This window comes from Neomicrococcus aestuarii (assembly GCF_014201135.1).
GTDB classification, from domain to species: domain Bacteria; phylum Actinomycetota; class Actinomycetes; order Actinomycetales; family Micrococcaceae; genus Neomicrococcus; species Neomicrococcus aestuarii.
Genome location: NZ_JACHDR010000001.1, coordinates 1,010,788 through 1,033,735, shown reverse-complemented (window position 1 = coordinate 1,033,735; position 22,948 = coordinate 1,010,788). Strand labels below are relative to the sequence as shown.

Annotated in this window: 20 protein-coding genes and 2 riboswitches; of the genes, 10 read left to right on the top strand and 10 right to left on the bottom strand. The window is 57.5% G+C overall.

Features of this window, described 5'->3' with window-relative positions:
• Nucleotides 1-41: 41 nt before the first annotated feature.
• The 5 genes from HD598_RS04590 to HD598_RS04570 are packed head-to-tail and all read right to left on the bottom strand — an operon-like array spanning nucleotide 42 to nucleotide 6,156.
• Complete coding sequence (locus tag HD598_RS04590) at nucleotides 42-1,475, bottom strand: LLM class flavin-dependent oxidoreductase (protein ID WP_183664145.1); 1,434 nt, start codon at nucleotides 1,473-1,475, stop codon at nucleotides 42-44.
• Nucleotides 1,472-2,587 (bottom strand): ABC transporter permease, encoded by a 1,116-nt coding sequence (locus HD598_RS04585; protein ID WP_183664143.1) that lies wholly within the window; start codon nucleotides 2,585-2,587, stop codon nucleotides 1,472-1,474. The genes HD598_RS04590 and HD598_RS04585 overlap by 4 nt, the downstream gene beginning before the upstream one ends.
• On the bottom strand, nucleotides 2,584-3,588 hold the full coding sequence (locus HD598_RS04580) for an ABC transporter permease (protein ID WP_183664141.1): 1,005 nt from the start codon (nucleotides 3,586-3,588) through the stop codon (nucleotides 2,584-2,586). Before HD598_RS04580 ends, HD598_RS04585 begins: the two co-directional genes overlap by 4 nt.
• A complete protein-coding gene (locus HD598_RS04575; RefSeq protein WP_183664139.1) occupies nucleotides 3,585-5,123 on the bottom strand; it encodes a sugar ABC transporter ATP-binding protein in 1,539 nt (512 codons plus the stop codon). Before HD598_RS04575 ends, HD598_RS04580 begins: the two co-directional genes overlap by 4 nt.
• On the bottom strand, nucleotides 5,113-6,156 hold the full coding sequence (locus HD598_RS04570) for a substrate-binding domain-containing protein (protein WP_183664137.1): 1,044 nt from the start codon (nucleotides 6,154-6,156) through the stop codon (nucleotides 5,113-5,115). The genes HD598_RS04575 and HD598_RS04570 overlap by 11 nt, the downstream gene beginning before the upstream one ends.
• A gap of 86 nt (nucleotides 6,157-6,242) precedes the next feature.
• Nucleotides 6,243-6,333, bottom strand: a riboswitch (SAM riboswitch).
• Between the two features lie 108 nt (nucleotides 6,334-6,441).
• Here HD598_RS04570 and HD598_RS04565 point away from each other — a divergent pair.
• Nucleotides 6,442-6,672 (top strand): hypothetical protein, encoded by a 231-nt coding sequence (locus tag HD598_RS04565; protein ID WP_183664135.1) that lies wholly within the window; start codon nucleotides 6,442-6,444, stop codon nucleotides 6,670-6,672.
• A 108-nt stretch (nucleotides 6,673-6,780) separates the two neighbouring features.
• On the opposite strand, the gene HD598_RS04560 is transcribed toward HD598_RS04565, so the two are convergent.
• The 5 genes from HD598_RS04560 to sdhC form a co-directional block, all read right to left on the bottom strand.
• Nucleotides 6,781-8,010, bottom strand: coding sequence for an acyl-CoA dehydrogenase family protein (locus HD598_RS04560; RefSeq protein ID WP_183664133.1), 1,230 nt, complete (start codon nucleotides 8,008-8,010; stop codon nucleotides 6,781-6,783).
• A 91-nt stretch (nucleotides 8,011-8,101) separates the two neighbouring features.
• A riboswitch (SAM riboswitch) is annotated at nucleotides 8,102-8,192 on the bottom strand.
• Between the two features lie 386 nt (nucleotides 8,193-8,578).
• Nucleotides 8,579-9,352: a succinate dehydrogenase iron-sulfur subunit gene (locus tag HD598_RS04555; protein WP_071894034.1), complete on the bottom strand. Its 774-nt coding sequence runs from the start codon at nucleotides 9,350-9,352 to the stop codon at nucleotides 8,579-8,581.
• Complete coding sequence (gene sdhA, locus HD598_RS04550) at nucleotides 9,352-11,139, bottom strand: succinate dehydrogenase flavoprotein subunit (RefSeq protein WP_071894033.1); 1,788 nt, start codon at nucleotides 11,137-11,139, stop codon at nucleotides 9,352-9,354. The genes HD598_RS04555 and sdhA overlap by 1 nt, the downstream gene beginning before the upstream one ends.
• 103 nt (nucleotides 11,140-11,242) lie before the next feature.
• Nucleotides 11,243-11,692, bottom strand: coding sequence for a succinate dehydrogenase hydrophobic membrane anchor subunit (locus tag HD598_RS04545; protein WP_071894032.1), 450 nt, complete (start codon nucleotides 11,690-11,692; stop codon nucleotides 11,243-11,245).
• A gap of 3 nt (nucleotides 11,693-11,695) precedes the next feature.
• Complete coding sequence (gene sdhC, locus HD598_RS04540; protein WP_071894031.1) at nucleotides 11,696-12,091, bottom strand: succinate dehydrogenase, cytochrome b556 subunit; 396 nt, start codon at nucleotides 12,089-12,091, stop codon at nucleotides 11,696-11,698.
• Between the two features lie 256 nt (nucleotides 12,092-12,347).
• On the opposite strand from sdhC, the gene HD598_RS04535 reads away from it, so the two are divergent.
• The 9 genes from HD598_RS04535 to HD598_RS04495 all read left to right on the top strand — a co-directional run bounded on the left by HD598_RS04535 (nucleotide 12,348) and on the right by HD598_RS04495 (nucleotide 22,898).
• Entirely contained in the window at nucleotides 12,348-13,460 is a 1,113-nt protein-coding gene (locus tag HD598_RS04535) for a mannose-1-phosphate guanylyltransferase (protein WP_183664131.1), read from the top strand.
• Between the two features lie 6 nt (nucleotides 13,461-13,466).
• Nucleotides 13,467-14,705 (top strand): amidohydrolase, encoded by a 1,239-nt coding sequence (locus tag HD598_RS04530; protein WP_071894029.1) that lies wholly within the window; start codon nucleotides 13,467-13,469, stop codon nucleotides 14,703-14,705.
• Nucleotides 14,706-14,945: 240 nt separating this feature from the next.
• Nucleotides 14,946-16,067, top strand: coding sequence for a BMP family lipoprotein (locus HD598_RS04525; RefSeq protein WP_071894028.1), 1,122 nt, complete (start codon nucleotides 14,946-14,948; stop codon nucleotides 16,065-16,067).
• A gap of 131 nt (nucleotides 16,068-16,198) precedes the next feature.
• Nucleotides 16,199-17,779 carry an ABC transporter ATP-binding protein gene (locus HD598_RS04520; RefSeq protein WP_183664129.1) on the top strand — a complete coding sequence of 527 codons (1,581 nt, stop codon included), beginning with the start codon at nucleotides 16,199-16,201 and terminating at the stop codon, nucleotides 17,777-17,779.
• The gene (locus HD598_RS04515) at nucleotides 17,776-19,116 is read left to right on the top strand and encodes an ABC transporter permease (protein WP_183664127.1); all 1,341 of its coding nucleotides are present in this window, start codon (nucleotides 17,776-17,778) and stop codon (nucleotides 19,114-19,116) included. The genes HD598_RS04520 and HD598_RS04515 overlap by 4 nt, the downstream gene beginning before the upstream one ends.
• Nucleotides 19,113-20,396, top strand: coding sequence for an ABC transporter permease (locus HD598_RS04510; RefSeq protein WP_071894026.1), 1,284 nt, complete (start codon nucleotides 19,113-19,115; stop codon nucleotides 20,394-20,396). The genes HD598_RS04515 and HD598_RS04510 overlap by 4 nt, the downstream gene beginning before the upstream one ends.
• Before the next feature lie 10 nt (nucleotides 20,397-20,406).
• Nucleotides 20,407-20,814, top strand: a complete 408-nt coding sequence (locus HD598_RS04505; RefSeq protein ID WP_071894025.1) for a cytidine deaminase — start codon at nucleotides 20,407-20,409, stop codon at nucleotides 20,812-20,814.
• A gap of 57 nt (nucleotides 20,815-20,871) precedes the next feature.
• The gene (locus HD598_RS04500) at nucleotides 20,872-22,185 is read left to right on the top strand and encodes a thymidine phosphorylase (protein ID WP_071894024.1); all 1,314 of its coding nucleotides are present in this window, start codon (nucleotides 20,872-20,874) and stop codon (nucleotides 22,183-22,185) included.
• 20 nt (nucleotides 22,186-22,205) lie between these two features.
• Nucleotides 22,206-22,898 carry a DedA family protein gene (locus HD598_RS04495; protein WP_183664125.1) on the top strand — a complete coding sequence of 231 codons (693 nt, stop codon included), beginning with the start codon at nucleotides 22,206-22,208 and terminating at the stop codon, nucleotides 22,896-22,898.
• The last annotated feature ends 50 nt before the right edge of the window (nucleotides 22,899-22,948 follow it).

Genomic DNA, 22,948 nt, shown 5'->3' with positions numbered 1-22,948 from the left:
CAAACGGCGATCAACGTGAACACGCGTTTCAGCTCAACGAATTATCGCGACAACACGTTTTCCGGAGAATCGGTGGCGGCTGAATCTGCTGCGGACGGCAAGCCAACGTAAGCGTTACGGTATTGGGCGGCAGGGTGTGAGTCTGCCACACGCTTGTTTCCTTCACCGGCTACATATTCACGAAGCGTGTTTCCTTCGTACTCGTCCCACACTCGTCCCCGCTTTTGAAGTTCTGGGACAACGAGATCCGTGAATTGTTCGAAAGACCCTGGCGTGATGGCGTAGGCAAGGTTGATGCCATCAAGTCCAGAGTCATCAACCCAGCGTTCGACCTCATCAGCCACAGTTTCGGGCGAGCCAACAAAGACGGGACCGATGCCACCTACGCCCAAATACTCCGCAATGTCTCCGGGAGTCCAACGTTTGTTCGGGTTTGCCACAGTGAAAATGGACAGAGCAGAGCGCGCCGCATTGGTGTCAATGTACGCAAGTTCCTGATCGGTAGCGTATTGGCTCAAGTCCAAGCCCGACCATCCTCCGTAGAAGGTCATTGAGCCCTCTTGAGATGAATAGGACTGATACTCCTTGAAGAGCTTCTCAGCTGCAGCGTCAGAATCGGCGACCACGGTTGTGACGAGAGCAAACATCTTGGCCGCGTCTCTCGGGCGGCCAACAAGCTCTAGTTCATCTCGAAAAGCGTCCGTCTGCTTGCGTGTCACGTCCGTATTGATGGAGTTTAGGAAGACCCCTTCACCGTGCTGCGCGCCGAATCTACGGCCGCGACTGGAAGCACCCGCTTGGAAGATCGCAGGCGTTCGCTGAACGGACGGTTCGGACAGATGAATGCCGGGGACGTTGAAGTGTTCTCCAGCATGATTGATGGGGTGGACCTTAGACGGATCGGTGAAGACGCCGCGCTCGCGGTCTCGAACTACTGCACCGTCTTCCCAAGAACCTTCCCAGAGCTTATAGACAACCTCCATGAACTCGTCCGCTAGGTCATAGCGGGCATCATGATCGAGTTGCTTCTTGTATCCCAAGTTTCGCGCCGCTGACTCAAGGTAGCTCGTGACGACATTCCAACCGATGCGGCCTCGGGTGAGGTGATCGAGAGTGGAGAACTTTCGGGCCAGCGCGTACGGCTGTTCGTAGGTGAGTGCGCTAGTGACCGCGAAAGCGAGGTTTTTTGTAACGGATGCCATCGCTGAAACTTGCATAAATGGGTCATTGAGCGGCACTTGATCTGCGTCGATGAGCGCTGGAGCGCTGGAGTTTTTATAGACGTCATAGATTCCCAGCACATCAGCGAGGAAGAGTGCATCAAATTTTCCGCGTTCAAGGATCTTTGCGAGGTCTGTCCAATACTCGATGGTGTTGTACTCATCCGCTCGATTGTCCGGGTGTCGCCAGAGCCCGGGACTTTGGTGGGAAACGCAGGTCATATCAAAGGCGTTAAGGCTGATGCGCTTGCTCATGAAGAAGCTCCTTCGGGGCTAGTTTTCTTAGTGGTAATCCACCGAGTGAGTTCGAACGTTCGTCCTTCCTGCTTGGCAAGAAGTGCTGCAATCACGAGGATCGCCAGCAAGACGATGCCGCGGCCAAGTCCCTGCCAGAAGAAGGACAAACCAATGAGGTTCATTCCATTGCTCAATAGAGCGAAAATGAGAACGCCGACAAGGGTTCCTGGGACACTGACGCGTCCGAATCGGCTAAGAGTTGCCCCGATGCAGACGGCTCCAATCGCATCCATGAGGTAAGCCTGGCCGCTGCCCGGAACAAAGCTGTTTGTGCGCGATGCAAGAATCACACCGGCAAATCCAGCAATTAGTGAGCAGAGCACATAGCTGCTGGCAATGAGGCGCTTGGTTTTGAGTCCGCTCAATAGTGCTGCGCCTGGCTGTTCGCCTGTGTGAGTAAGCCGGCGTCCAAATCGTGTAACTCCCAAGAGAAGCCCTACGACTACTGCGACAACTAAAAAGTTGATGACAGCTGCATCTATCTCTAGCCAATATCCCCGACCAATGACTGCGAATCCTTCGGGAACGCGTGGTGCAGATAAATAGATCGGGGCTCCGCCGCTCGTGAACAGCTGTTGAACGCTCGTACCGACGAACCAAATGCTCAAGGTGGCGAGGAACGGGGGGATTCTCAAAAGGACAACGAGTCCTGCGTTGATGAGTCCCACAATGAGTGCGGCCAGCAAGCCGCCGACCACGGCAACCCACGCCCGGTAACCGTCGTAGATCAATGCTGCGGAAGCAAGCGCCCCAAGATCCAAAGCTACTCCGATGGAGAGATCGATACCGCCAGCACGAATCACGATCGTGAGTCCCGTTGCTACAAGGGCTAGTAACGCCATCTGGCTGATGACAGAGACCAAGTTTCCGCTAGTGAGAAACGTGGGGGTCATAACGCTGAAGGCGAAGAGAATGACACCAAGCGTGACCGGAGCGATTGCTCGTGTCAGCGTTTGAGCCGTGATCCGCGGGCGCGCCTTCACACTGGAACTGGCCGAAGCGCTCGGTACTTCAGCTATTTCGGCTGACGAACGAGGCATGGACTCTTCGATTTTCTGGTCAATACTCACTTGGCGGATCGCCCCTTCAAAGTTACTGAGGCGAGCACAACAAGGATCAAGAGACCCTTAGCGGCACCAACCCACTGGCTCTCCACGCCTATCAGTGTGAGTCCGTTGCTTAGCGCGGCAACGAAAATTGCGGCTAGAACGGTCCCGGGAACACTAACGAGCAGACGATTCGAGAAAATGATGGACATGTAGCTCACCAGAATGATGTCCAGGAGAATCTGACCGCCAATACCTGGAACAGCCGCGGATAGTCGCGAAATCAGGAGAACACCTGCGACGCCGGCCAATAATGAACTAATGAGGTAACTGGAGAAGCGGTATTTATTGACGGAAATTCCGGCGACGGTTGCAGCCGTGGGGTTTTGGCCCACTGCGTAACTGTTGATTCCCCAAGAGCTACGGCTATAAATTGCCCAGGAAACCGCTCCCACGAGGAGAAGCGTCCAGGCGCTCAGCGGTAGTCCCAAGAAAGTTCCCTCACGAAGGGCAACAAATAGTGAACCTTCGGCGACAACTTTGATGTTGTTGCTGACCACCAATTCCAAAGACGTTGCTATACCCATGGTGGCGAGTGTTGCTAGAAGTGGGCGGAGGCCAAGCAGCACGGAGGCTCCGTTGATCAAACCGATCACCAAGGCGGTTCCGAATCCACCAAGAATGGCAAGAAAAGTATTGGCGCCGCTGACGGTCAACACAGCCGTGACGGCGCCAGAGAGACCGGCCACAGCTCCGCTTGAAAGATCGATACCACCGCTCAAGACGTCGTCACCGCCGCAAATGATGACGATCGCCAACCCCACGCCGGCAACAGCAAAAACCGACGCCTGCGTGAGGATGGTGATGATGTTTCCGTATGTCAGGAAATAGGGGGACCCAAGAGTAAAAATGACGAGTACAGCTGCAAGGGCGATGTACCCAAGCTTTCCGAAGAACTTCCCACTTGTCTTTCCTGGTGCGGACGTCGTGGAACTGGTGGTTGCGGATGCAGTGAGGACGCTCATGCCAACTCCTTTACTCGTTCGTTGGAGCTGGCGTCGCCCGAGGACGCCAACCTTAAGATTTGATCCGTCGTTACGTCATGTCCTGAGAGCTCGGCAACGATGCGGCCGCGATACAGGACGAGGATACGATCCGCGATGCCCACTAGTTCTTCCAGATCAACGGTGACGACAAGTGCACCGGCGCCGGAATCCACGAGGCTGTTTAGTTGTTCGTAGATTTGAGTGCGGCTTCCCACATCAACCCCGGAAGTCGGCTGATCAAGGACCAATACACTCGCTTCACTTGCCAACCACTTACCAAGCACCACCTTCTGCTGGTTACCACCAGAGAGGTTTCCAACCACATATTCGGGGTCCGTTGGACGTACATCGAGCTGGGAGATAAGAGCACGGGAAACAGCCCGTTCCTTCGCCACGTTTGTAAGCCCGAACAACCTACCCAAACGACTCAAGCTGGAGACGACCAGATTTTCACGTACCGTACTCCTCTGGAAAGCGCCGTTAGCGCGGCGGTTAGAAGGGACGATTCCGCCGCCGAAAGATACAAACTCTGCCGGGCTTTGCACCTCGTGTTCACGAACGTGGACAGAACCCGTATGTGATTTGGCTCCGACGACGGCATCCGCAAGATTTTCAATTCCTGAGCCGACGAGTCCCGTTACACCTACGATCTCGCCTGCGTGGACGGTCAGAGAAACATCAGTCAAAGATCCTGAAGAAGTTAAGCCGGACAATCGCAAGACGGCACTGTTTGACTGGGCTTTTCGTGGGATGCGACCGTGATCAAATTCTGTGACGTGTCGACCGACCATCAGCTCAACAATCTGGGCAATGGTTGCACCGTCTTGGAAGCGTACGTCCGCAACTTTGAGACCGTTTCTAAGAACGGTTACTCGGTCAGTGATTTCTTCGAGCTCTTGCAGATAGTGGGAGACGAAAATGATTCCCACACCCTGAGCCTGGAGCCGACGCACTACGTCAAAGAGCTGGCTAACCTCTTTAGAAGCCAGAGGTGCTGTGGGCTCATCCAGGATGAGAACTTTCGGGGAGGAAAGTACTGCCCTTGTTATTTGAATGAGCTGTTGTTGTGCAACCGTGAGCTCCGAAACGAGTGCATGCGGGTCAAGGGACTGACCCGTGACTTCAGTGATCTTTACCGATGCTTCGCGAGCAACCTTTCGAAGATTGCTAAGTGCTCCAGACAGTTGGGGGAGGCCCAAGAATAGTTGTTCGTAGACACGAAGCTGAGGAGCAAAATGTCGCTCTTGGTGGATCACAGCAATGCCCAGCGCCTCGGCGTCAGCCGGGCGATTGATGCTTACGAGTTCGCTGTTCAGGCGGATCGACCCCTCGTCAGCTGCATACAGTCCTGTCAGGACCTTGATGAGGGTGGACTTTCCCGCTCCGTTCTCACCAACGAGACCAAGGACTTCTCCCGAGTGGAGGTCCAATGACACGTCCGAAAGGACCGTTACAGCGCCAAATCTTTTCGTGATGCCGCTTAAGGACAGTAGTGGCTCGAGGTTAGATTCCAAGGTCAGCACGCACCTTCGCAACATTTTCCTTGTCGATGAAGATGGGATCGACGTAGGTGGTTTTCCGAACTTTGTCTTCTTCTCCGCCGAGGAAGCGGGCGATATTTTCCGCAGAACGGACAGCAATGGCATCTGTCGGCTGCCCGACGGTGAACTGGTATGCGCTATTCGGATCTGCGATGAGATCCAAGGCACCAGGTTCGGCGTCCACGCCGTATAGGCCAATTTCCTCTCGGTTCGCCGTGTCGAGGGCCTGCGCCGCACCGATCAGTGGCATATCCCAGCAGGACCAGATGGCGTCTACGGACCCTTCCGGCAGGCGGCGCAACTGATCCGAGATCTGATTCTTTGCGTCTTCGATGGTGTCTTCGTATTTATCTTGAAGTTCCGGTTCGATGATCTTGATCTCTGGATAGTCCTTGAGAACTAACAGCAGACTCTCGTATCTGATGCGGCAGGGCGTGACACCTGGGAACCCATTGAACGCGAGAATCTCGCCATTTCCACCGATATCTTCGGCTAGCGTCCGAGCCAAATGGGTGCCAATGTTCCAGTTATCGCTCGTTACGTTGTTCTTGCTGTAAGGCGTCTGAAAGTCAATGGTGAAAAGCGGAATTCCAGCGGCGTCCACCTTTGCTAACGCAGGTGTCAGAGTTTGAGCATCGCCTAGGATCACTACGATCGCATCTGGCTTTTGAGTGATGAGATTCTCGACATTCGCCACATGTTTGTCATCCTTGGCTTCCGCCTGAGTCGCGATGACCTTACCGCCGAGTTCCTTAATACGTGCTTCTAGCTCCTGATAGACGCCTCGACTGTAATCATGCAAGATGTCTTTGGCCGCAATTCCAATGGTCTTGCCCTCGAGGGATGGAACTTCGGCTAGTTCCACTTCACTTGCTGCTCCTGCCACTGCGCCTACGGGTGCAGAAGCAGGTTGCACGGGTTCTTTGAGCGAGCAGCCGGAAATTCCAACTGCAAGCGCGAGCGCAGACACTGAAAAAAGTGCAGCAAATTTGCGTCCGTTAATCACGGGTTCTCCTTCGTCATTGTGATCCGAAGGAATCTCGAGAATTGCGCACGATTGATCAGAAATGAGCAGCGTTGCGGGCGCCCGAGTTTCCATCGATTCTGGCGTTAGCACTATGACCCCTCGGTCAATTTGCTGCGGCGTCAACGAGCCAGATCTCTCAGCCGCTCTGGATGGGTGCTAATAGACAATCAGAGTCTGAAGAGCAATCCAAAGAATGTTACATCTTCGGGAATATTCGGGTTTCGTGCGAAATAATTTCACTAGCAAACAAAATGTGTAGGATCATTGCCTGAATCTTCTACGCAGGAAGGTGATGCCTCGTCAATCTCCGTTCGTATCGTCGAATGGCTAACTCTTGACGTCCCTTTCAACCTTCGTAAGACTGTGGCCAGAGTGAAAGTTTGGGGGAGTATGCCTGGACTTTTAGGTTGGAACTTAGTCATGGGGATTTCCGTCGTGGCATTGATTGCCGTGATCGCTGTTGTGGCGATGGTGCTGCGGAGGAATTCGCGCTGACTTCAAGAATCTGGAGACGTGGAAAGCGCCGGCTCTCATGACCAAAGTTTGGTTGCGAGCCGGCGCCTTCGTTTTCTCCCTAGATGCCTAGATGAAGGCGATCAAGGTTTAGGTGTAAAGGGAAAGTGGCGGAACTTCTCCGTTGAGGTAATAAGCACCAACCTCGATCTTCTTGTAGTCCACGGGATCGTGAAGCGTGTGCGTGCGTACGTTGCGCCAATAAAGGTCAAGGCCAACGCTGTTCTTGGTGGAGCTAGCGCCGGTGACCTCGTAAATACGGTTGGAAACCTCGATGCCGATTTCGGTCGAAACTACCTTGAGCTCAGCGATCTCATTCGCGTAAGCCCAGCGCTCTTCGGAAGTGAGGGCACCTTGGCGAGCTGCGACGTCGTCGAATTTCTTATTCAGCTTTTCCGCAAGTGCGGCAACCGCGGCGGTGCGCGCCTTCAATTCGCCGAGCGTACGCTGGAAAATCTTGTCCTGCGCGTACGTATCTACACCGGAGAGGAACCAAGAGTTCTTGCGGCCGAGAAGGATCTCGCGGCCACGCGTCAAGGCACCTTCGGCAGACCCAAGGTAGAAGTTGGAGAACGCCAACTGGATGCTAGGAGTCAGGATGGTGGAGATGGGTTCGTCGGTGACTTCGCCGAGAACATCCACGGGATTGATGCGAACATTGGTGTTCCGAACGCTTCCGGAACCCGTAAGGCGCTGGCCGAGGTTGTCCCAGTCATCCACCAACTCGAGGCCTTCACGCGTGGTCTCGAGAACGAACGCGATGATCTTGCCCTGGTTGATTCCGTCAGCGACTAGCGCGTTGAAGACGATGACATCGCCGACGCCGGAACCCGTGGAGAAGTGCTTGAAACCGTTCAGGCGGTAGCCGTCACCATCTGCCGTTAGCGTGAGGTCGGGGTCAACCGGGTTGACCGAGTCGCCCCAGAGCCAGTTACCGTTCAGCGTTGCTTGCCACCACGCTGGTTGCGTTTCAGGAAGCGCGTAGAACGCGATGCCGCTCTGGTTGATGTAGTGGTAAGCAAGCAGCTGACCGATGGAGCCGTCGACGCTAGAGATGATGCGGACAGCGTTGAAAGCCGTTTCCCAGTGTCCGCCGGCGCCACCGAATTCTGCTGGCACCAACAAGTTGAGAAGACCGCTGTCCTTCAGGAGCTGGACTTCTTTGTGTGGCTGCTGGTTGGCGCGATCGCGTTCCAGAACATCCTTCTGAAGCTCGTTGGCGACATTGCGAGCAATGCCGTTCCAGTACGCGAGCTCGTCGGCGGATGCATTTCCCTGATACGGGACACGCGGTAGGGCTTGGATGGCCGTGGTGGTCATTGGTAGATCTCCTTCGTTGATGAGTAACAGAAGGAATCCCGAGAACTGCTCGCCGAGCCTGCCGAAGCATGAATCATTGCCAGCGCCCGAGGTTCCATCGATTCTGGCGTTAGCACTATGACCCGAAGGTCAATTTGCTGCGGCGTCAACGAGCCAGATCTCTCAGCCGCTCTGGATGGGTGTGACTATCAAAGCAGGAAAATGGAGCATATAGCGATTCATTGTGACGCAGATGACGTAAAGGGAGGTATTTCGTCGTAATGCTTGATTTGGTGATCTTTTAGCGTCAAAATTCGCCGATTTGAATGATGCAAGCGTCGATGTGAGGCCAAAATTCATCAACCTCCTTCCTATGCGAGCACGTTTTGCTACAACTTTTTCGAGTTTCGTCGTCGTGAACTGGCCGCACATGGGCGGCGTTGTAGTGAAGTGGCCTCACATGGCGGGGGTCGCGTTGGGAACGCTGGAGGACTCGGGGGAGTGGGAAACGTAAACTCGGCGGGAAACGCAAAGCGCGCCATCCCCGAAGGAGTGACGCGCTTTGTCTGTGCTTAGTGAAGCGCAGCTATTAGAACTGGCGAGCCAGGATAGCCTGCTTGACTTCCGAGATGGCCTTGGTGACCTGGATGCCGCGTGGGCAGGCCTCGGTACAGTTAAAGGTGGTGCGGCAGCGCCACACACCTTCCTTGTCATTGAGGATTTCGAGACGCATGTCGCCGGCTTCGTCACGGGAGTCGAAGATGAAGCGGTGAGCGTTCACGATCGCTGCCGGGCCAAAGTACTGGCCATCGGTCCAGAACACTGGGCACGAAGACGTGCACGCAGCGCAGAGGATGCACTTGGTGGTGTCATCGAAGCGCTCGCGATCCTCAGGGGACTGGTAGCGCTCCTTGGAAGGCTCGTGTCCCTTGGTGATCAAGAACGGCATGATCTCGCGGTAGGACTGGAAGAAAGGTTCCATATCCACGATGAGGTCCTTCTCCACCGGAAGGCCCTTGATGGGCTCAACGGTGATGGGCTTGGAGGTGTCCAAGTCCTTGAGGAGGGTCTTGCACGCAAGGCGGTTGCGGCCGTTGATGCGCATGGCGTCAGAGCCACACACACCGTGAGCGCAAGAGCGGCGGAAGGACAACGAGCCGTCGATCTCCCACTTCACCTTGTGAAGAGCATCAAGCACGCGGTCCGTGCCGTACATCGTGAGCGTATATTCGTCCCACTTTGCTTCTTCAGAGAACTCTGGATCGTAGCGACGCACCTTCAAGGTGATGTCGAACGATGGGATCTCTCCGCTGCCGCCGTCAGTCTTGAGGTCAATCTTGGATGCTGGTTCTACGGTGCTCATTAGTACTTACGCTCCATCGGCTCGTAACGGGTGAAGACCACAGGCTTCGTTTCAACGCGCATACCCTTGACGCCTTCGGTCTCTGCAGACTGGTCCATGTACATCATGGTGTGCTTCATGAAGCGCTCGTCGTTGCGGTCCGGGAAGTCTTCACGGTAGTGACCACCGCGGGACTCTTCACGGTGCAATGCAGACACCGTCATGACTTCAGCCAAGTCGAGCAAGAAGCCCAGCTCAACGGCCTCGAGGAGGTCCAGATTGAAGCGCTTGCCCTTGTCCTGGATCGAGATGTTCTTGTAGCGCTGGCGCAAAGACTCGATGTCGGCCAAGGCCTGAGCAATGGACTCGCCGGTGCGGAACACCTGCATGTTGAGGTCCATGCTGTCCTGAAGTTCCTTACGGAGAACAGCGATCTTCTCGGTGCCGTTGCCGTTGCGGATGGACTCAAGAAGAGCGACGGTGTCGTTCTCAGAGTTCTCAGGTAGCTCAACGAACTCGGCGTTGCGAGCATACTCAGCGGCAGAGATGCCGGAGCGCTTGCCGAACACGTTGATGTCGAGGAGCGAGTTGGTGCCCAAACGGTTGGAACCGTGAACGGACACGCAAGCAACCTCACCAGCGGCATAGAGGCCAGGAATGACGGTGTCATTGTCCTGGAGAACTTCGCCCTTGATGTTGGTTGGGATACCGCCCATGACGTAGTGCGCCGTTGGGAACACTGGAACTGGCTCGGTGTAAGGCTCAACGCCCAAGTACGTGCGAGCGAATTCGGTGATGTCCGGGAGCTTGGCATCGATGTGAGCAGGCTCAAGGTGGGTGAGGTCCAAGAGGACGTAGTCCTTGTTCGGGCCAGCACCGCGGCCTTCGCGAACCTCATTAGCCATAGAGCGGGCAACGATGTCACGAGGAGCCAAGTCCTTGATGGTTGGAGCGTAACGCTCCATGAAGCGCTCACCGTCAGCGTTACGGAGGATGCCACCTTCGCCTCGAGCTGCTTCGGAAAGCAAGATGCCCAAGCCGGCGAGGCCGGTCGGGTGGAACTGCACGAATTCCATGTCCTCGAGTGGGATACCGCGGCGGAACGCGATGCCCATACCGTCACCAGTCAAGGTGTGAGCGTTAGAGGTGGTCTTGAAGACCTTGCCAGCGCCACCGGTGGCGAAGACAACCGACTTGGCCTGGAAGACGTGAAGTTCGCCGGAAGCGAGGTCGTAGGAGACAACGCCTGCAACGCGCTTCTGCTTGTACGGCGTGCCGTCTTCGCGAGTCGCGTCTTCTTCAACGATGAGGAGGTCAAGTACGTAGTACTCGTTGTAGAACTCAACGTTGTGCTTGACGCAGTTTTGGTACAAGGTCTGAAGAATCATGTGACCGGTACGGTCTGCTGCGTAGCACGCACGGCGAACAGGTGCCTTGCCGTGGTCACGGGTGTGGCCACCGAAGCGACGTTGGTCGATCTTGCCTTCCGGCGTACGGTTGAACGGCAAGCCCATCTTCTCGAGGTCAAGCACAGCATCGATGGCTTCTTTAGCCATAACTTCTGCTGCGTCCTGGTCTACGAGGTAGTCGCCACCCTTGATGGTGTCAAAGGTGTGCCATTCCCAGTTGTCCTCTTCCACGTTGGCGAGGGCTGCACACATGCCGCCCTGTGCTGCGCCGGTGTGGGAGCGGGTGGGGTAAAGCTTGGTTAGAACGGCGGTGCGAGCGCGCTGTCCTGATTCGATCGCTGCGCGCATGCCAGCGCCACCGGCGCCGACGATGACAACGTCAAACTTATGTACCTGCATTCTCGATGCTCTTTCTTGTCTCTGATTCTGTGCCGCGTTCGTTACCGATGCTCTCGCCAAGATGCGGAGAGTCGTTCGGCAACGGAATCATCTAGCTAGCGGATTATTTGCAGACTTCCAGTGCGGAGCCAGGGATGCATGGGTCAAACGTGAAGATGACCAGCGTGCCCAGAACCACAATCACGGCGGTTGCAATGTAGAGGACAAGCTTGAGCCAGAAGCGCGTGCCATCCTTCTCTGCGTAGTCGTTGATGATGGTGCGCAGACCGTTGGTGCCGTGCAACATGGCGAGCCACAGCATGGCGAGGTCCCAGAACTGCCATACCGGGTCAGCCCACTTGCCGGCGACGAAGCCGAAGTCGATGCCGCGCACACCTTCGTCAACCAGAAGGTTGGTGAAGAGGTGACCGAAGATCAGGACTACCAAGACGACGCCGGAGAGGCGCATGAACAACCATGCGATCATCTCGAAGCGGCCGCGTCCCGTGGTGGCGCGGTTGTACTTGGAATCAATGCGACCCGTGCGGGGAGCTACAAATTCTGTAGTGCTCATGGCCTAGTGACCTCCAAATGCGAGCGAGAGGTGACGAATAGCAAAGCCGATGAAAGCGACAGCCCAGATGATGAGCACGCCCCACAGCATTTGCTTGTGGTACTTCGGTCCCTGCTTCCAGAAGTCAACCAAGATCAAGCGGAGACCATTGAAAGCGTGGAACATGATGGCTGCTACAAGGCCGAGTTCGCCGAGTGCCATCAGAGGGTTCTTGTACGTGGCGATGACTGCGTCATAAGCGCCGGGGGATACGCGCACAAGTGACGTATCCAGTACGTGAACTAATAGGAAAAAGAAAATAACGACACCAGTAATACGGTGTCCGACCCAGGACCACATGCCTTCACGGCCGCGGTAGAGGGTGCCCGAAGATGCCTTCGACACTGAAATAACCTCCATGCCTCGCAGTGGCGTTCGTGGTTGTCCAACGAGATTCGGCGCCGGTGCGTGAGCCTTGCTCGTTCGATCCTAGCCCCTGAGCGCCAGCTGAGTCCTCAGGGTAGGTAGTGCGTGTGATGATGTTCACGACTGCTCAAGTTTATCCCTTAATGTGACGCGAGATTTCGATAATTACGCAACTCAAAGATGGCCTATTTATCGTCATTAGTGGGACGTCATTCCTAATAATTCCAGAGCGTTGGGCTAACCTTTCCTCATGACTGATGCGGTACTGCAACGCTTTTATTGCGTGATCCCTGCCGGTGGCACCGGAACTCGCTTGTGGCCTCTGTCTCGAGCCAATGCTCCAAAATTCCTTCACGACCTCACTGGCTCGGGGTCCACGCTGATTCGCGCTACCTATGACCGGTTGGCCGAGCTAGCGGATCACCGCGTCATGGTGGTGACCGGAAACGCGCACCGCGATGCAGTCCTAGAACAGCTTCCTGAGCTTGATGACAACAGCCTGGTTCTCGAAAGCGAACCCAAAGATTCCGGCGCAGCCATTGGCCTCGCCGCCGCCATCCTGTACCACCGCGATCCCGAATCCATCATGGGTTCCTTCGCCGCTGACCAAGTGATCGGCCCGGTCCCCGTCTTCCAGGACACCGTTAAAGAAGCCGTCCACGCTGCGGCGACGGGCAAGATCGTCACGATCGGCATCACGCCCACCTACGCCTCCACCGGCTTCGGCTACATTCGCCAAGGCGAAGAGCTGGGCATCGAGAACGCTCCGCACGCAAAGAATGTTGCAGAGTTCGTGGAAAAGCCCAGCGAAGAAGTCGCTAAGAAATACGTCGAATCCGGTCTATACCTCTGGAACGCCGGCATGTTCGTGGCCCCCACCAAGCTCATGTTGCAGCACCTGGAACAGAATGAGCCCGAGCTCTACGCAGGTCTCATCGAAATCGCAGAAGCGTGGGACACCCCGCAGCGTCACGAAACAACCGCGCGCTTCTGGCCCACCCTGAAGAAAATCGCTATTGACTACGCGGTAGCCGAGCCTGCAGCGGCAGCTGGGGACGTCGCCGTCGTACCGGGTCACTTCACGTGGGATGACGTAGGGGACTTCGCCGCCATTGGCCGCCTCAACCCCGCCGCGGAATTGGGCGGGCTTACGGTGCTGGGGGACAAGGCGCGCGTGTATGCGGACCAAGCCAGCGGCGTTGTGGTCAGCGATACCCACCGGGTCATCGCGCTGATCGGAATTGACGACGTGGTGATTGTTGATACGCCTGACGCGCTCTTGGTCACCACTAAAGAACATTCGCAATCTGTTAAGAAAGCCGTTGAAGCACTCAAAGCTCAAGGCGATACTGACGTACTCTAGTTCCCAATGAAAACGGCTAATAACACGGACATTCCTCGCCTGGCTGGGCGCGTTGCAGCGCTCGAGCCGGAATTGATCGCGTTCCGGCGGGATATTCACTCCCACCCGGAGCTGTCCTTCCAAGAGCACCGCACTACCAAGCGGATTCTAGACACCCTAGAGGCTGCCGGTCTTGATCCGGTTCCCCTTGAGGGCACGGGGGCGTACGTGGATATTGGATCGGGAAAGATTCAGTTGGGGTTGCGCGCTGATATAGACGCGCTTCCTGTGCTGGAGGAAACCGGTCTGGCGTACGCGTCTATTCGCGAGGGCGTGGCTCACGCGTGCGGTCACGACATTCACACCACGGTGATGGTGGGCGTGTCCTTGTTGCTGAAGCAGTTGCACGATGAAGGTCAGCTGCATGGTCGTATTCGTGTCATTTTCCAGCCGGCTGAAGAGAAGATGCCAGGCGGCGCACTGCAGGTCATTGAGCAGGGCGTTTTGGATGAGGTTCCGCGTATTTTGGCGTTGCACTGTGAGCCTCGCATTGACGCCGGCACCATCGGCACGCGCATCGGCGCCATTACGTCCGCGAGCGACACCATCAAGATTGAGCTTCTCGGCCGCGGCGGTCACACCTCGCGCCCGCACCTCACTGAGGACTTGGTCTTCGCGCTCGCTGAGATCGCAGTGAACGTTCCCGCGATTCTGAATCGCCGTATTGACGTGCGCTCCGCGGTGTCCGTGGTGTGGGGTCAGATTCACGCAGGCTCCGCTCCGAACGCGATTCCCGCGACCGGTTACATGGCTGGAACCATGCGTTGCCTCGACGGCGAAGCGTGGGCTGACGCGGCGGATTTGCTAGATGAAGTGGTCAACCAGGTGGCTCAGCCGTACGGCGTTGAGGTCAAGCTTGAACACACGCGCGGCGTGCCTCCCGTGGTGAACACGGAAGAGGAAACGGACCTCATTGAAGAGGCCGCGCGCAATGAAATTGGTTCGCACGCAATCGTGCTGACGCCGCAGTCCATGGGTGGCGAGGATTTTGCGTGGATGACGCACCGGATTCCGGGCGCAATGTTACGTTTGGGCACCCGTACGCCGGGCGGCGAGACCTACGACTTGCATCGCGGCGACTACATTCCGGACGAGCGCGCCATCGCTACGGGAGTGCGCGTCATGGCTTCGGCTGCGCTGCACGCGATTGCGTACCCGCGGCAAACCCTGCAGGTGATTCCGCAGGACGCTGAGCCTACTGACTAGGGATTTCCTAGGGAGTACGACGACGCAGCTCGGCTAAGCAGGTTGACTACCGTAAGGTAACAATTGCGTGTCAATTCTGATTCAGGGGCGGTGTGAGGCTAGTCTCGCGGGCCGCTTTTCGGTATTGTTTGACAAGCTCTGTTCGTTAACAGCTTCTTGCCAGTTTGGCGAAATGTTTCGGATGTAGCTCTCAGGAAACATCCTGTCTCTCCATTCTTGTCCGGTTCCAGGAGGAATCACATGACCGTAAAGAGCACCGCCAAGCGCTCCTTCACTCTCACCGCTGCCGCACTCAGCGTTGCAGCAATGACCCTCGCCGGTTGTGGCGCAGCTCCAACTGCTTCGAGCAGCAGCTCTGCAGCTTCCGGAAGCGCCAGCGCAACCGCTACTGATTTCACGGGCTGCATCGTCTCTGACGAAGGCGGCTTCGATGACGAGTCTTTCAACCAGGCTTCTTATGACGGCCTCCAGAAGGCAAAGACTGACCTTGGAATTGAGACTAAGCAGGCTGAGTCCAAGGCTGCGACTGATTACGGTCCAAACCTTTCTTCCATGGTTCGCGGTGGCTGCAACTTGACCGTCACGGTTGGCTTCAACCTCGGTGACGCAACTAAGGCTGCTGCTAAGGCAAACCCTGACGCTCACTTCGCAATCGTTGACTACAACGATCCTGAGTTCACGGACAACGTCAAGCCAATCGTTTACAACACCCACGAAGCTGCCTTCTTGGCTGGCTACTTGGCTGCTGGCATGACCAAGACCGGCAAGGTTGCTACCTACGGCGGCATGCAGATCCCAACCGTCACCATCTTCATGGACGGTTTCGTTGACGGCGTTGCTTACTACAACGAGCAAAAGGGCAAGTCCGTCAAGGCTCTTGGCTGGGACAAGGCGAAGAAGACCGGTACGTTCACGGGTGACTTCTCCAACAAGGAAAAGGGCAAGACCAACACCATCAACTTCGTCAACGAAGGCGCTGACATTGTCATGCCAGTTGCCGGCCCCGTTGGCGCTGGCACCATCGACGCTGCTAAGGAATTGAAGAGCGCCGGTAAGGAAGCCAGCGTGATCTGGGTTGACCTTGATGGCTACGAGTCCCTGTCCTCCGGCAAGGAATTCATCCTTTCTTCTGTCGTGAAGGAAATGGGCAAGTCCGTTGAAGACGTTATCAAGGCTGACATCGAAGGAAACTTCGACAGCGAAGCTTACGTTGGAAACTTGGAGAACGAAGGCGTGTCTTTGGCACCGTTCCACGATTTCGATTCCAAGGTTCCTGCGGAACTCAAGACTGAACTTGAAACCTTGAAGGCGGATATCATTTCCGGCAAGGTCAAGGTTGAGTCTCCATCCGCTAACAACTAATTGAAAGCGGCCTGCACAGGCTAACCGTTTGCACAGTGCGCCGCCCGTTTTGACCTGTTGGTCAGGGCGGGCGGCGCACTCGTGTCGCCGATCGTTTTCGCCACCGAGCACGGGAAGAGCAAAGGCAAAGCATGAAGCTGGAACTGAGGGGAATCACCAAGAAGTTTGGTAGTTTCACCGCAAATGACAACATCAACCTCTTGGTGGAACCAGGGCAGGTGCACTCTCTTTTGGGAGAAAACGGCGCCGGCAAGTCCACCCTGATGAACGTGCTGTTCGGGTTGTACGAAGCAACAAGCGGCGAAGTTCTGCTTGATGACAAGAAAGTCAGCTTCTCGGGACCCCGTGAGGCTATGGCCGCAGGCATTGGCATGGTGCACCAGCACTTCATGTTGATCCCCGTGTTCACAGTGGCGGAGAACGTGGCGCTCGGCTCCGAATACACCGGCGTGGCAGGAAAGCTGGATCTCGAGAAGACCCGAGCGAAGATTCGTGAGATCTCGGATCGCTATGGTTTTGACGTTGACCCGGATGCGCTGGTTGAAGAACTCCCGGTGGGTGTTCAGCAGCGCGTTGAAATTATCAAGGCCCTGGTGCGTGACGCCGAGGTCCTCATCTTGGACGAGCCCACCGCAGTGCTCACCCCCCAAGAAACGGACGAGTTGCTGGAGATCATCAACCAGCTCAAAGCTTCCGGCAAATCAATTGTTTTCATTTCCCACAAACTTCGCGAGGTCAAGGCGATCTCTGACAAGATCACCATCATCCGCCGCGGCAAGGTAGTCGGCACGGCAGAACCAAGCGCACCAGCCACGGAGCTCGCGTCCCTCATGGTGGGCCGCAGCGTTGATCTGCACCAGGAAAAGAACCCGCCCAAGCTCGGTGCGGAGTCCTTCGTGGTCAAGAACCTCACCGTCCTGGACCACAACGGAACCAGTGTGGTGGATGACGTGTCCTTCTCCGTCTTTGAAGGCGAAATCCTTGCCGTGGCCGGTGTTCAAGGTAACGGCCAGACAGAGTTGACCGAAGCCATTATGGGCCTGCAGCCCCACACGCGTGGCTCCGTCCAGCTCAACGGCCGCGAACTCGTGGGCCGGTCCGTCAAGGACATCATCGAGGCGGGCGTCGGATTCGTTCCTGAAGACCGCAGCACCGATGGTCTCATTGGCGAATTTACGGTGGCTGAGAACCTGGTGCTGAACCAGTACGATCGCAAGCCTTTCGCTCGTGGTCTAGCCATGCGCCCTAGCGCCGTGGACAAGAACGCGTTCAAGTTGGTTCAAGAGTTTGATGTGCGCACGCAGTCTCCACAGAGCGCGGTGGGAACGCTCTCCGGCGGTAACCAGCAAAAGGTTGCCATGGCTCGTGAGCTGTCCCGTTCGCTCGAGCTGTTCATCGCCTCCCAGCCCACGCGAGGCGTGGACGTGGGATCCATCGAGTTCTTGCACAATCGCATCGTGAAAGAGCGCGACGCCGGAACGCCCGTGATCATCGTGTCCACCGAACTTGATGAAGTCATCGAGCTCGCGGACCGCATCGCCGTGCTCTACAAGGGCAAGCTCATGGGCGTCGTCGCAGGCGACACGGACCGAGACACCTTGGGCCTGATGATGGCAGGCATGTCAGCCGAAGAAGCAGACGCTACGAGCGCCGAAACGCCAGCCACTTTGACCTCCACTGACGAAGATTCAACCGCAGGAGAAACGCGATGAGCGAGACCCCGCTCCCAGCGCCGGCAACCGGGCCGGACAACAACCAGCCGGATATCGACCAGTTAGGCAAGGCGGGCGAACAGCGCCCGGCTGCGGCTGCTGTTGCAACACCGTCCACGCCAAGCGGCTCTGACTTCAACGAGCCAAAGGATTCCGTCTGGTCCCGCATTGTAAGCGCTTCCGGACTCGTCTCGATCCTCGCGATCGTGGCATCGCTGATCTTTGGCGCGATTCTTATCATTCTGACGGACCCCAAGGTGTCGGCAGCGTCGTCGTATTTCTTTGCGCAACCGGGGGACACCCTCACCGCAGCCTGGAAAGCGGTCTCTAACGCCTACGGAGCGCTTTTTGAATCCGCGTTCTTCAATCCGCAGGGCCGCAACTTTGGGGACATGATCTACCCCTTCACGGAAACTCTCACGGTTTCCACGCCGCTGATCCTCGCGGGTCTTGGCGTGATGATTGCGTTCCGTGCCGGCATGTTCAACATTGGTGCGCAAGGTCAGATCGTCATGGGCGCCGCACTTGCCGCGTATGTAGGGTTCTCTTGGAACCTTCCAGTGGGTATTCACCTGATCGTGGTGATTCTCGCGGGCATTGTCGGTGGCGGCATCTGGGCCGGTATTGCCGGCTTCTTGAAGGCCAAGACCGGTGCGCACGAAGTGATCGTGACCATCATGCTCAACTACATCGCGTTGAACCTCGTGGCGTACTTCTTGACGTTGCCGTCCTGGTTGCGACCTGGATCTAACAACCCCATCTCGCCGATCGTGCCGGAGTCCGCTCAGCTACCACTGTTGCTCGGCGAAAACTTCCGCTTGCACTGGGGCTTCATCATCGCGCTGCTCGCTACCGCGTTCTGCTGGTGGCTGCTCAACCGCTCCACCGTGGGCTTCGAGATGCGCGCAGTCGGCGCCAACCCAGCCGCGGCCCGCACTGCAGGCATGAGCGTTTCCAAGGGCTACATTGTGGCCATGGTGATCGCTGGTGCGCTTGCTGGTTTGGCCGGCGTCGCTCAGATCTCCGGTACCGAGCACTCCCTCACGGTGGGCATCGCAGCATCGTTCGGCTTTGACGCCATCACGGTGGCGCTCTTGGGCCGTTCCAAGCCCATCGGCACCATGTTCGCTGGTCTGCTCTTCGGCGCTCTTCGCGCTGGTGGTGTGGGCATGCAGACCGAAACTGGTGTGCCGATCGACATTGTGCTGGTGGTCCAGTCCTTCATTGTTCTTTTCATTGCGGCACCGCCGCTGGTTCGCGCTATGTTTGGCCTCAACGCTGGGGCTAAGCGCGCGAAGAAGCGTGCCGCCAAAGCCGCCGCTGGAGGTGCAGCATGAGCGCAGTAACTCTTGAACCCACAGTTTCAACGCACAAGGCCGTCATCCGCAACTGGGGTGCTCCCATTGCCATGGCCGTTCTCGCGCTGATTGCACTTCTTGTCTTTGGCATCCGCAACCCGGGAACCACGGCGAGCTTCGGCATTTCCAATGCCAACGACGCCATCCAGCTTCCCGCGCTCAACGTCAACACGGCTTTGTGGGGCTGGATCTTCTCTATCATCCTGGTGGCCCTCGCGGCCTACGCCCTCTACACGACGGCAAAGAAGGGCATCATCTCTTCGTGGGTGGGCTGGGGCTTCGCGTTTGTGTTCGTGGCCGCCTTCTTGGTGTGGGTCATCGGCTCCGCAAACACCACGAGCGTGTTCTTGACCGGTCTGATCGCCGGCTCCTTCACCCTCGCAGTTCCCCTGATTTTCGGTAGCCTCTCCGGCGTGCTCGGTGAGCGCGCGGGCATCGTCAACATTGCGATTGAAGGACAGCTCCTCGCGGGTGCCTTCGCAGCCGCCGTGGGCTCCTCCATCACGGGCAGCCCGTGGGTTGGCCTGATCTGCGCTATGGCCGCGGGCCTCTTGGTGGGCCTTGTGCTTGCCGTCTTCGCCATCAAGTACGTGGTGGATCAGATCATCGTGGGCGTGGTGCTGAACGTGCTGGTCACTGGTTTGACGAGCTTCTTGTTCTCGCAGGTCCTCGCGGATAACGCCGAAACGTTCAACAGCCCGGTTCACTTCGAGACCATCCGTATCCCGGTGCTGGCCGATATTCCGATCTTCGGCAACATCCTCTTTAACCAGACCATCGTTGGCTACCTCATGTACGTGGCCGTCATTGGTATTTGGTACGCACTGTTCAAGACTAAGTGGGGCTTGCGCGTGCGTGCCGTGGGCGAGCACCCCACCGCCGCTGACACCGTGGGCATCAACGTGAACCGCACTCGCTACCTCAACACCATGTACGGTGGCGCGGTGGCAGGCCTCGGCGGCGCGTTCTTCACACTGGTGTCCTCCGGGTCCTTCTCGAAGGAAATGACTGCCGGTCAGGGCTTCATCGCGCTCGCCGCGTTGATCTTCGGCCGCTGGAACCCGATCGGCGCATTCTTCGCCGCTTTGCTCTTCGGCTTCGCCACCAACCTGCAGTTCGTGCTCTCCATTTTGGGCACGCCGGTTCCGAGCCAGTTCCTCATCATGCTTCCGTACGTGGTCACCATCGTGGCTGTGGCCGGCTTGGTGGGCAAGTCCCGCGGTCCTGCCGCCGCTGGTGTGGCCTACGTCAAGGGTTAAGGATTTTTTGATGACGACGACGCAGCTCGCCGACGCTGATTGGCAGCGGCTTAAAGAGGCGGCTAGTTCCGCGATGACCCACGCGTACGCCCCGTATTCGGGCTACGCCGTGGGCGCCGCGGCGCTCACGAGCGATGGCCGCGTAGTGTCCGGATGCAACATCGAGAACGCAGCCTACGGCGTGGTCTTGTGTGCTGAATGCACCATGGTGGGCGAGCTGCACATGGGTGGTGGCGGAAAGCTGCGGGCGTTCTATTGCGTCAACGGCGAAGAAGACATCATCATGCCGTGTGGCAGGTGCCGCCAGCTCTTGTTTGAGCACAGCGCCGAGGACTTCGAAATCATGACCCCGCACGGGGTGCGGGACATGGACTACTTGCTGCCCGACGCCTTCGGCCCCCGCAACCTCGGCCTCTAATCACAAGGCCCCTCTGGTTGAGGGACCAGCTTCAGATACCTAGCTTCAGGAGATTTAGTGAGCACCGCAGAAAACTTTGACGCTGTTGACATCATCCGCGTCAAGAGGGACAAGGGCATCTTGTCTCCCGAACAGATCGACTGGACCATCGACGCTTACACGCGCGGCATCATCGCTGATGAGCAGATGTCGGCGCTGAACATGGCCATCCTGCTCAACGGCATGAACCGCGAAGAAATCAGCCGCTGGACGGCGGCCATGATCGCCTCGGGCGAGCGCATGGATTTCTCCGCCCTGCGCACTCCAACCGGTGGCGTTAAAGCAACGGCGGATAAGCACTCCACCGGCGGCGTGGGGGACAAGATCACCTTGCCACTCGCCCCACTGGTGGCCGTGTTTGGTGTAGCTGTTCCGCAGCTCTCCGGCCGCGGTTTGGGCCACACGGGTGGCACGTTGGACAAGCTGGAATCCATCCCGGGATGGCGTGCAGCCCTGTCCAACGAAGAGATGATGGCGCAGCTTCAGGACGTGGGCGCTGTCATCTGTGCGGCCGGTTCCGGCTTGGCGCCAGCGGACAAGAAGCTCTACGCGCTACGCGATGTGACCGGCACGGTTGAAGCCATCCCACTCATCGCTTCCTCCATCATGAGCAAGAAGATTGCCGAAGGCACCGGAGCACTGGTTCTGGACGTCAAGGTGGGCTCCGGCGCTTTCATGAAGAACCTCGAGGATGCCCGCGAGCTGGCACGCACCATGGTGGACCTGGGAACGGACGCTGGCGTGAACACCGTGGCGCTCGTGACCAACATGGACACCCCGCTGGGCCTGACGGCCGGAAACGCTATCGAGGTGGAGGAATCCATCGAGGTACTCGCCGGTGGTGGACCAGCTGACGTGGTGGAACTGACGGTCAAGCTCGCCGAAGAAATGCTCGCGGCAGCAGGCGTCACGGACGCCGATCCTGCAGCGGCGCTCAAGGACGGCCGTGCCATGGACGCATGGAACCGCATGATTGAAGCTCAAGGCGGAGACCCTCGTGCCACCTTGCCAGTGGCCAAGGAGTCCGAGGTCATCGTGGCGCCGGAAGATGGCGTGCTCACCAAGCTCGACGCCATGAGCGTGGGCGTTGCCGCCTGGCGTCTCGGCGCTGGCCGCGCCCGCAAGGAAGACGCTGTTCAGGCCGGAGCAGGCGTGCGCATGCACGCGAAGCCGGGGGAGACCGTGAAGAAGGGCCAACCTCTCTTCACGTTGTTGACGGACACTCCGGAGAAGTTTGTTCGCGCCCACGAGGCCCTCGAGGGAAGCTTCGAGATCTCGGCTTCAGGAAATTATCAGCCAACCGCACTAATCTTGGACAGAATTTCACGCTGACCTCACAGATTTAGGGGCTCATGGAAGCCGTCAACGAAGCGATCATCATGGCATCAGCCGCTTGGTGGGTGTTGCCAGCACTTTTTGTGTTCTGCGTCGTTGACGGCTTCTTTCCTGTTGTCCCCAGCGAATCGCTGATCGTGGCGTTGGCCTCTGTGGCCGTCACCTCCGGTTCCCCAAACTTCTGGCTACTAGTTCCAGTGGGGGCGCTGGGAGCGTTCTACGGCGACCAAGTGGCGTACCGCCTAGGGCGCGCCGTCGGAACCGAACGATGGCGGTGGATGCGCACACCTCGTGCGCGCAAAGCCTTCACGTTTGCACACCACGAACTCATGCGCCGCGGGGCGCTGTTGCTATTCACCGCCCGCTACATTCCGGTGGGCCGCGTCGCCGTGAACTTCACCGCCGGAGCCACCCGTTTCCCGCCCAAACGCTTTGCGCTCCTCGACGCTTTTGGATGCCTCACCTGGTCCGCGTACTCGAGCGCCGTGGGTGCCATTGCGGGCCAATGGATGGAACACAACAAGCTGCTGGGCATTGTGATTTCCGTGGTGGTCGCCATGATCTTGGGCTTCCTCTTGGACAAACTCGTGAACTTCATCCTGAAGAAGCTCGGCCGGAATATCGAAGTGGATGTCTCGGGAATTGATGTGCTCCGCGACGAACGAAACGGTGCGGCGTCGTCGTCCTCAAAACCCGGTCTGGAACGCTAGCCGCACGCGATAACCGGCCCTGAGCGAAACTCACGCACCACGGCCCTGAA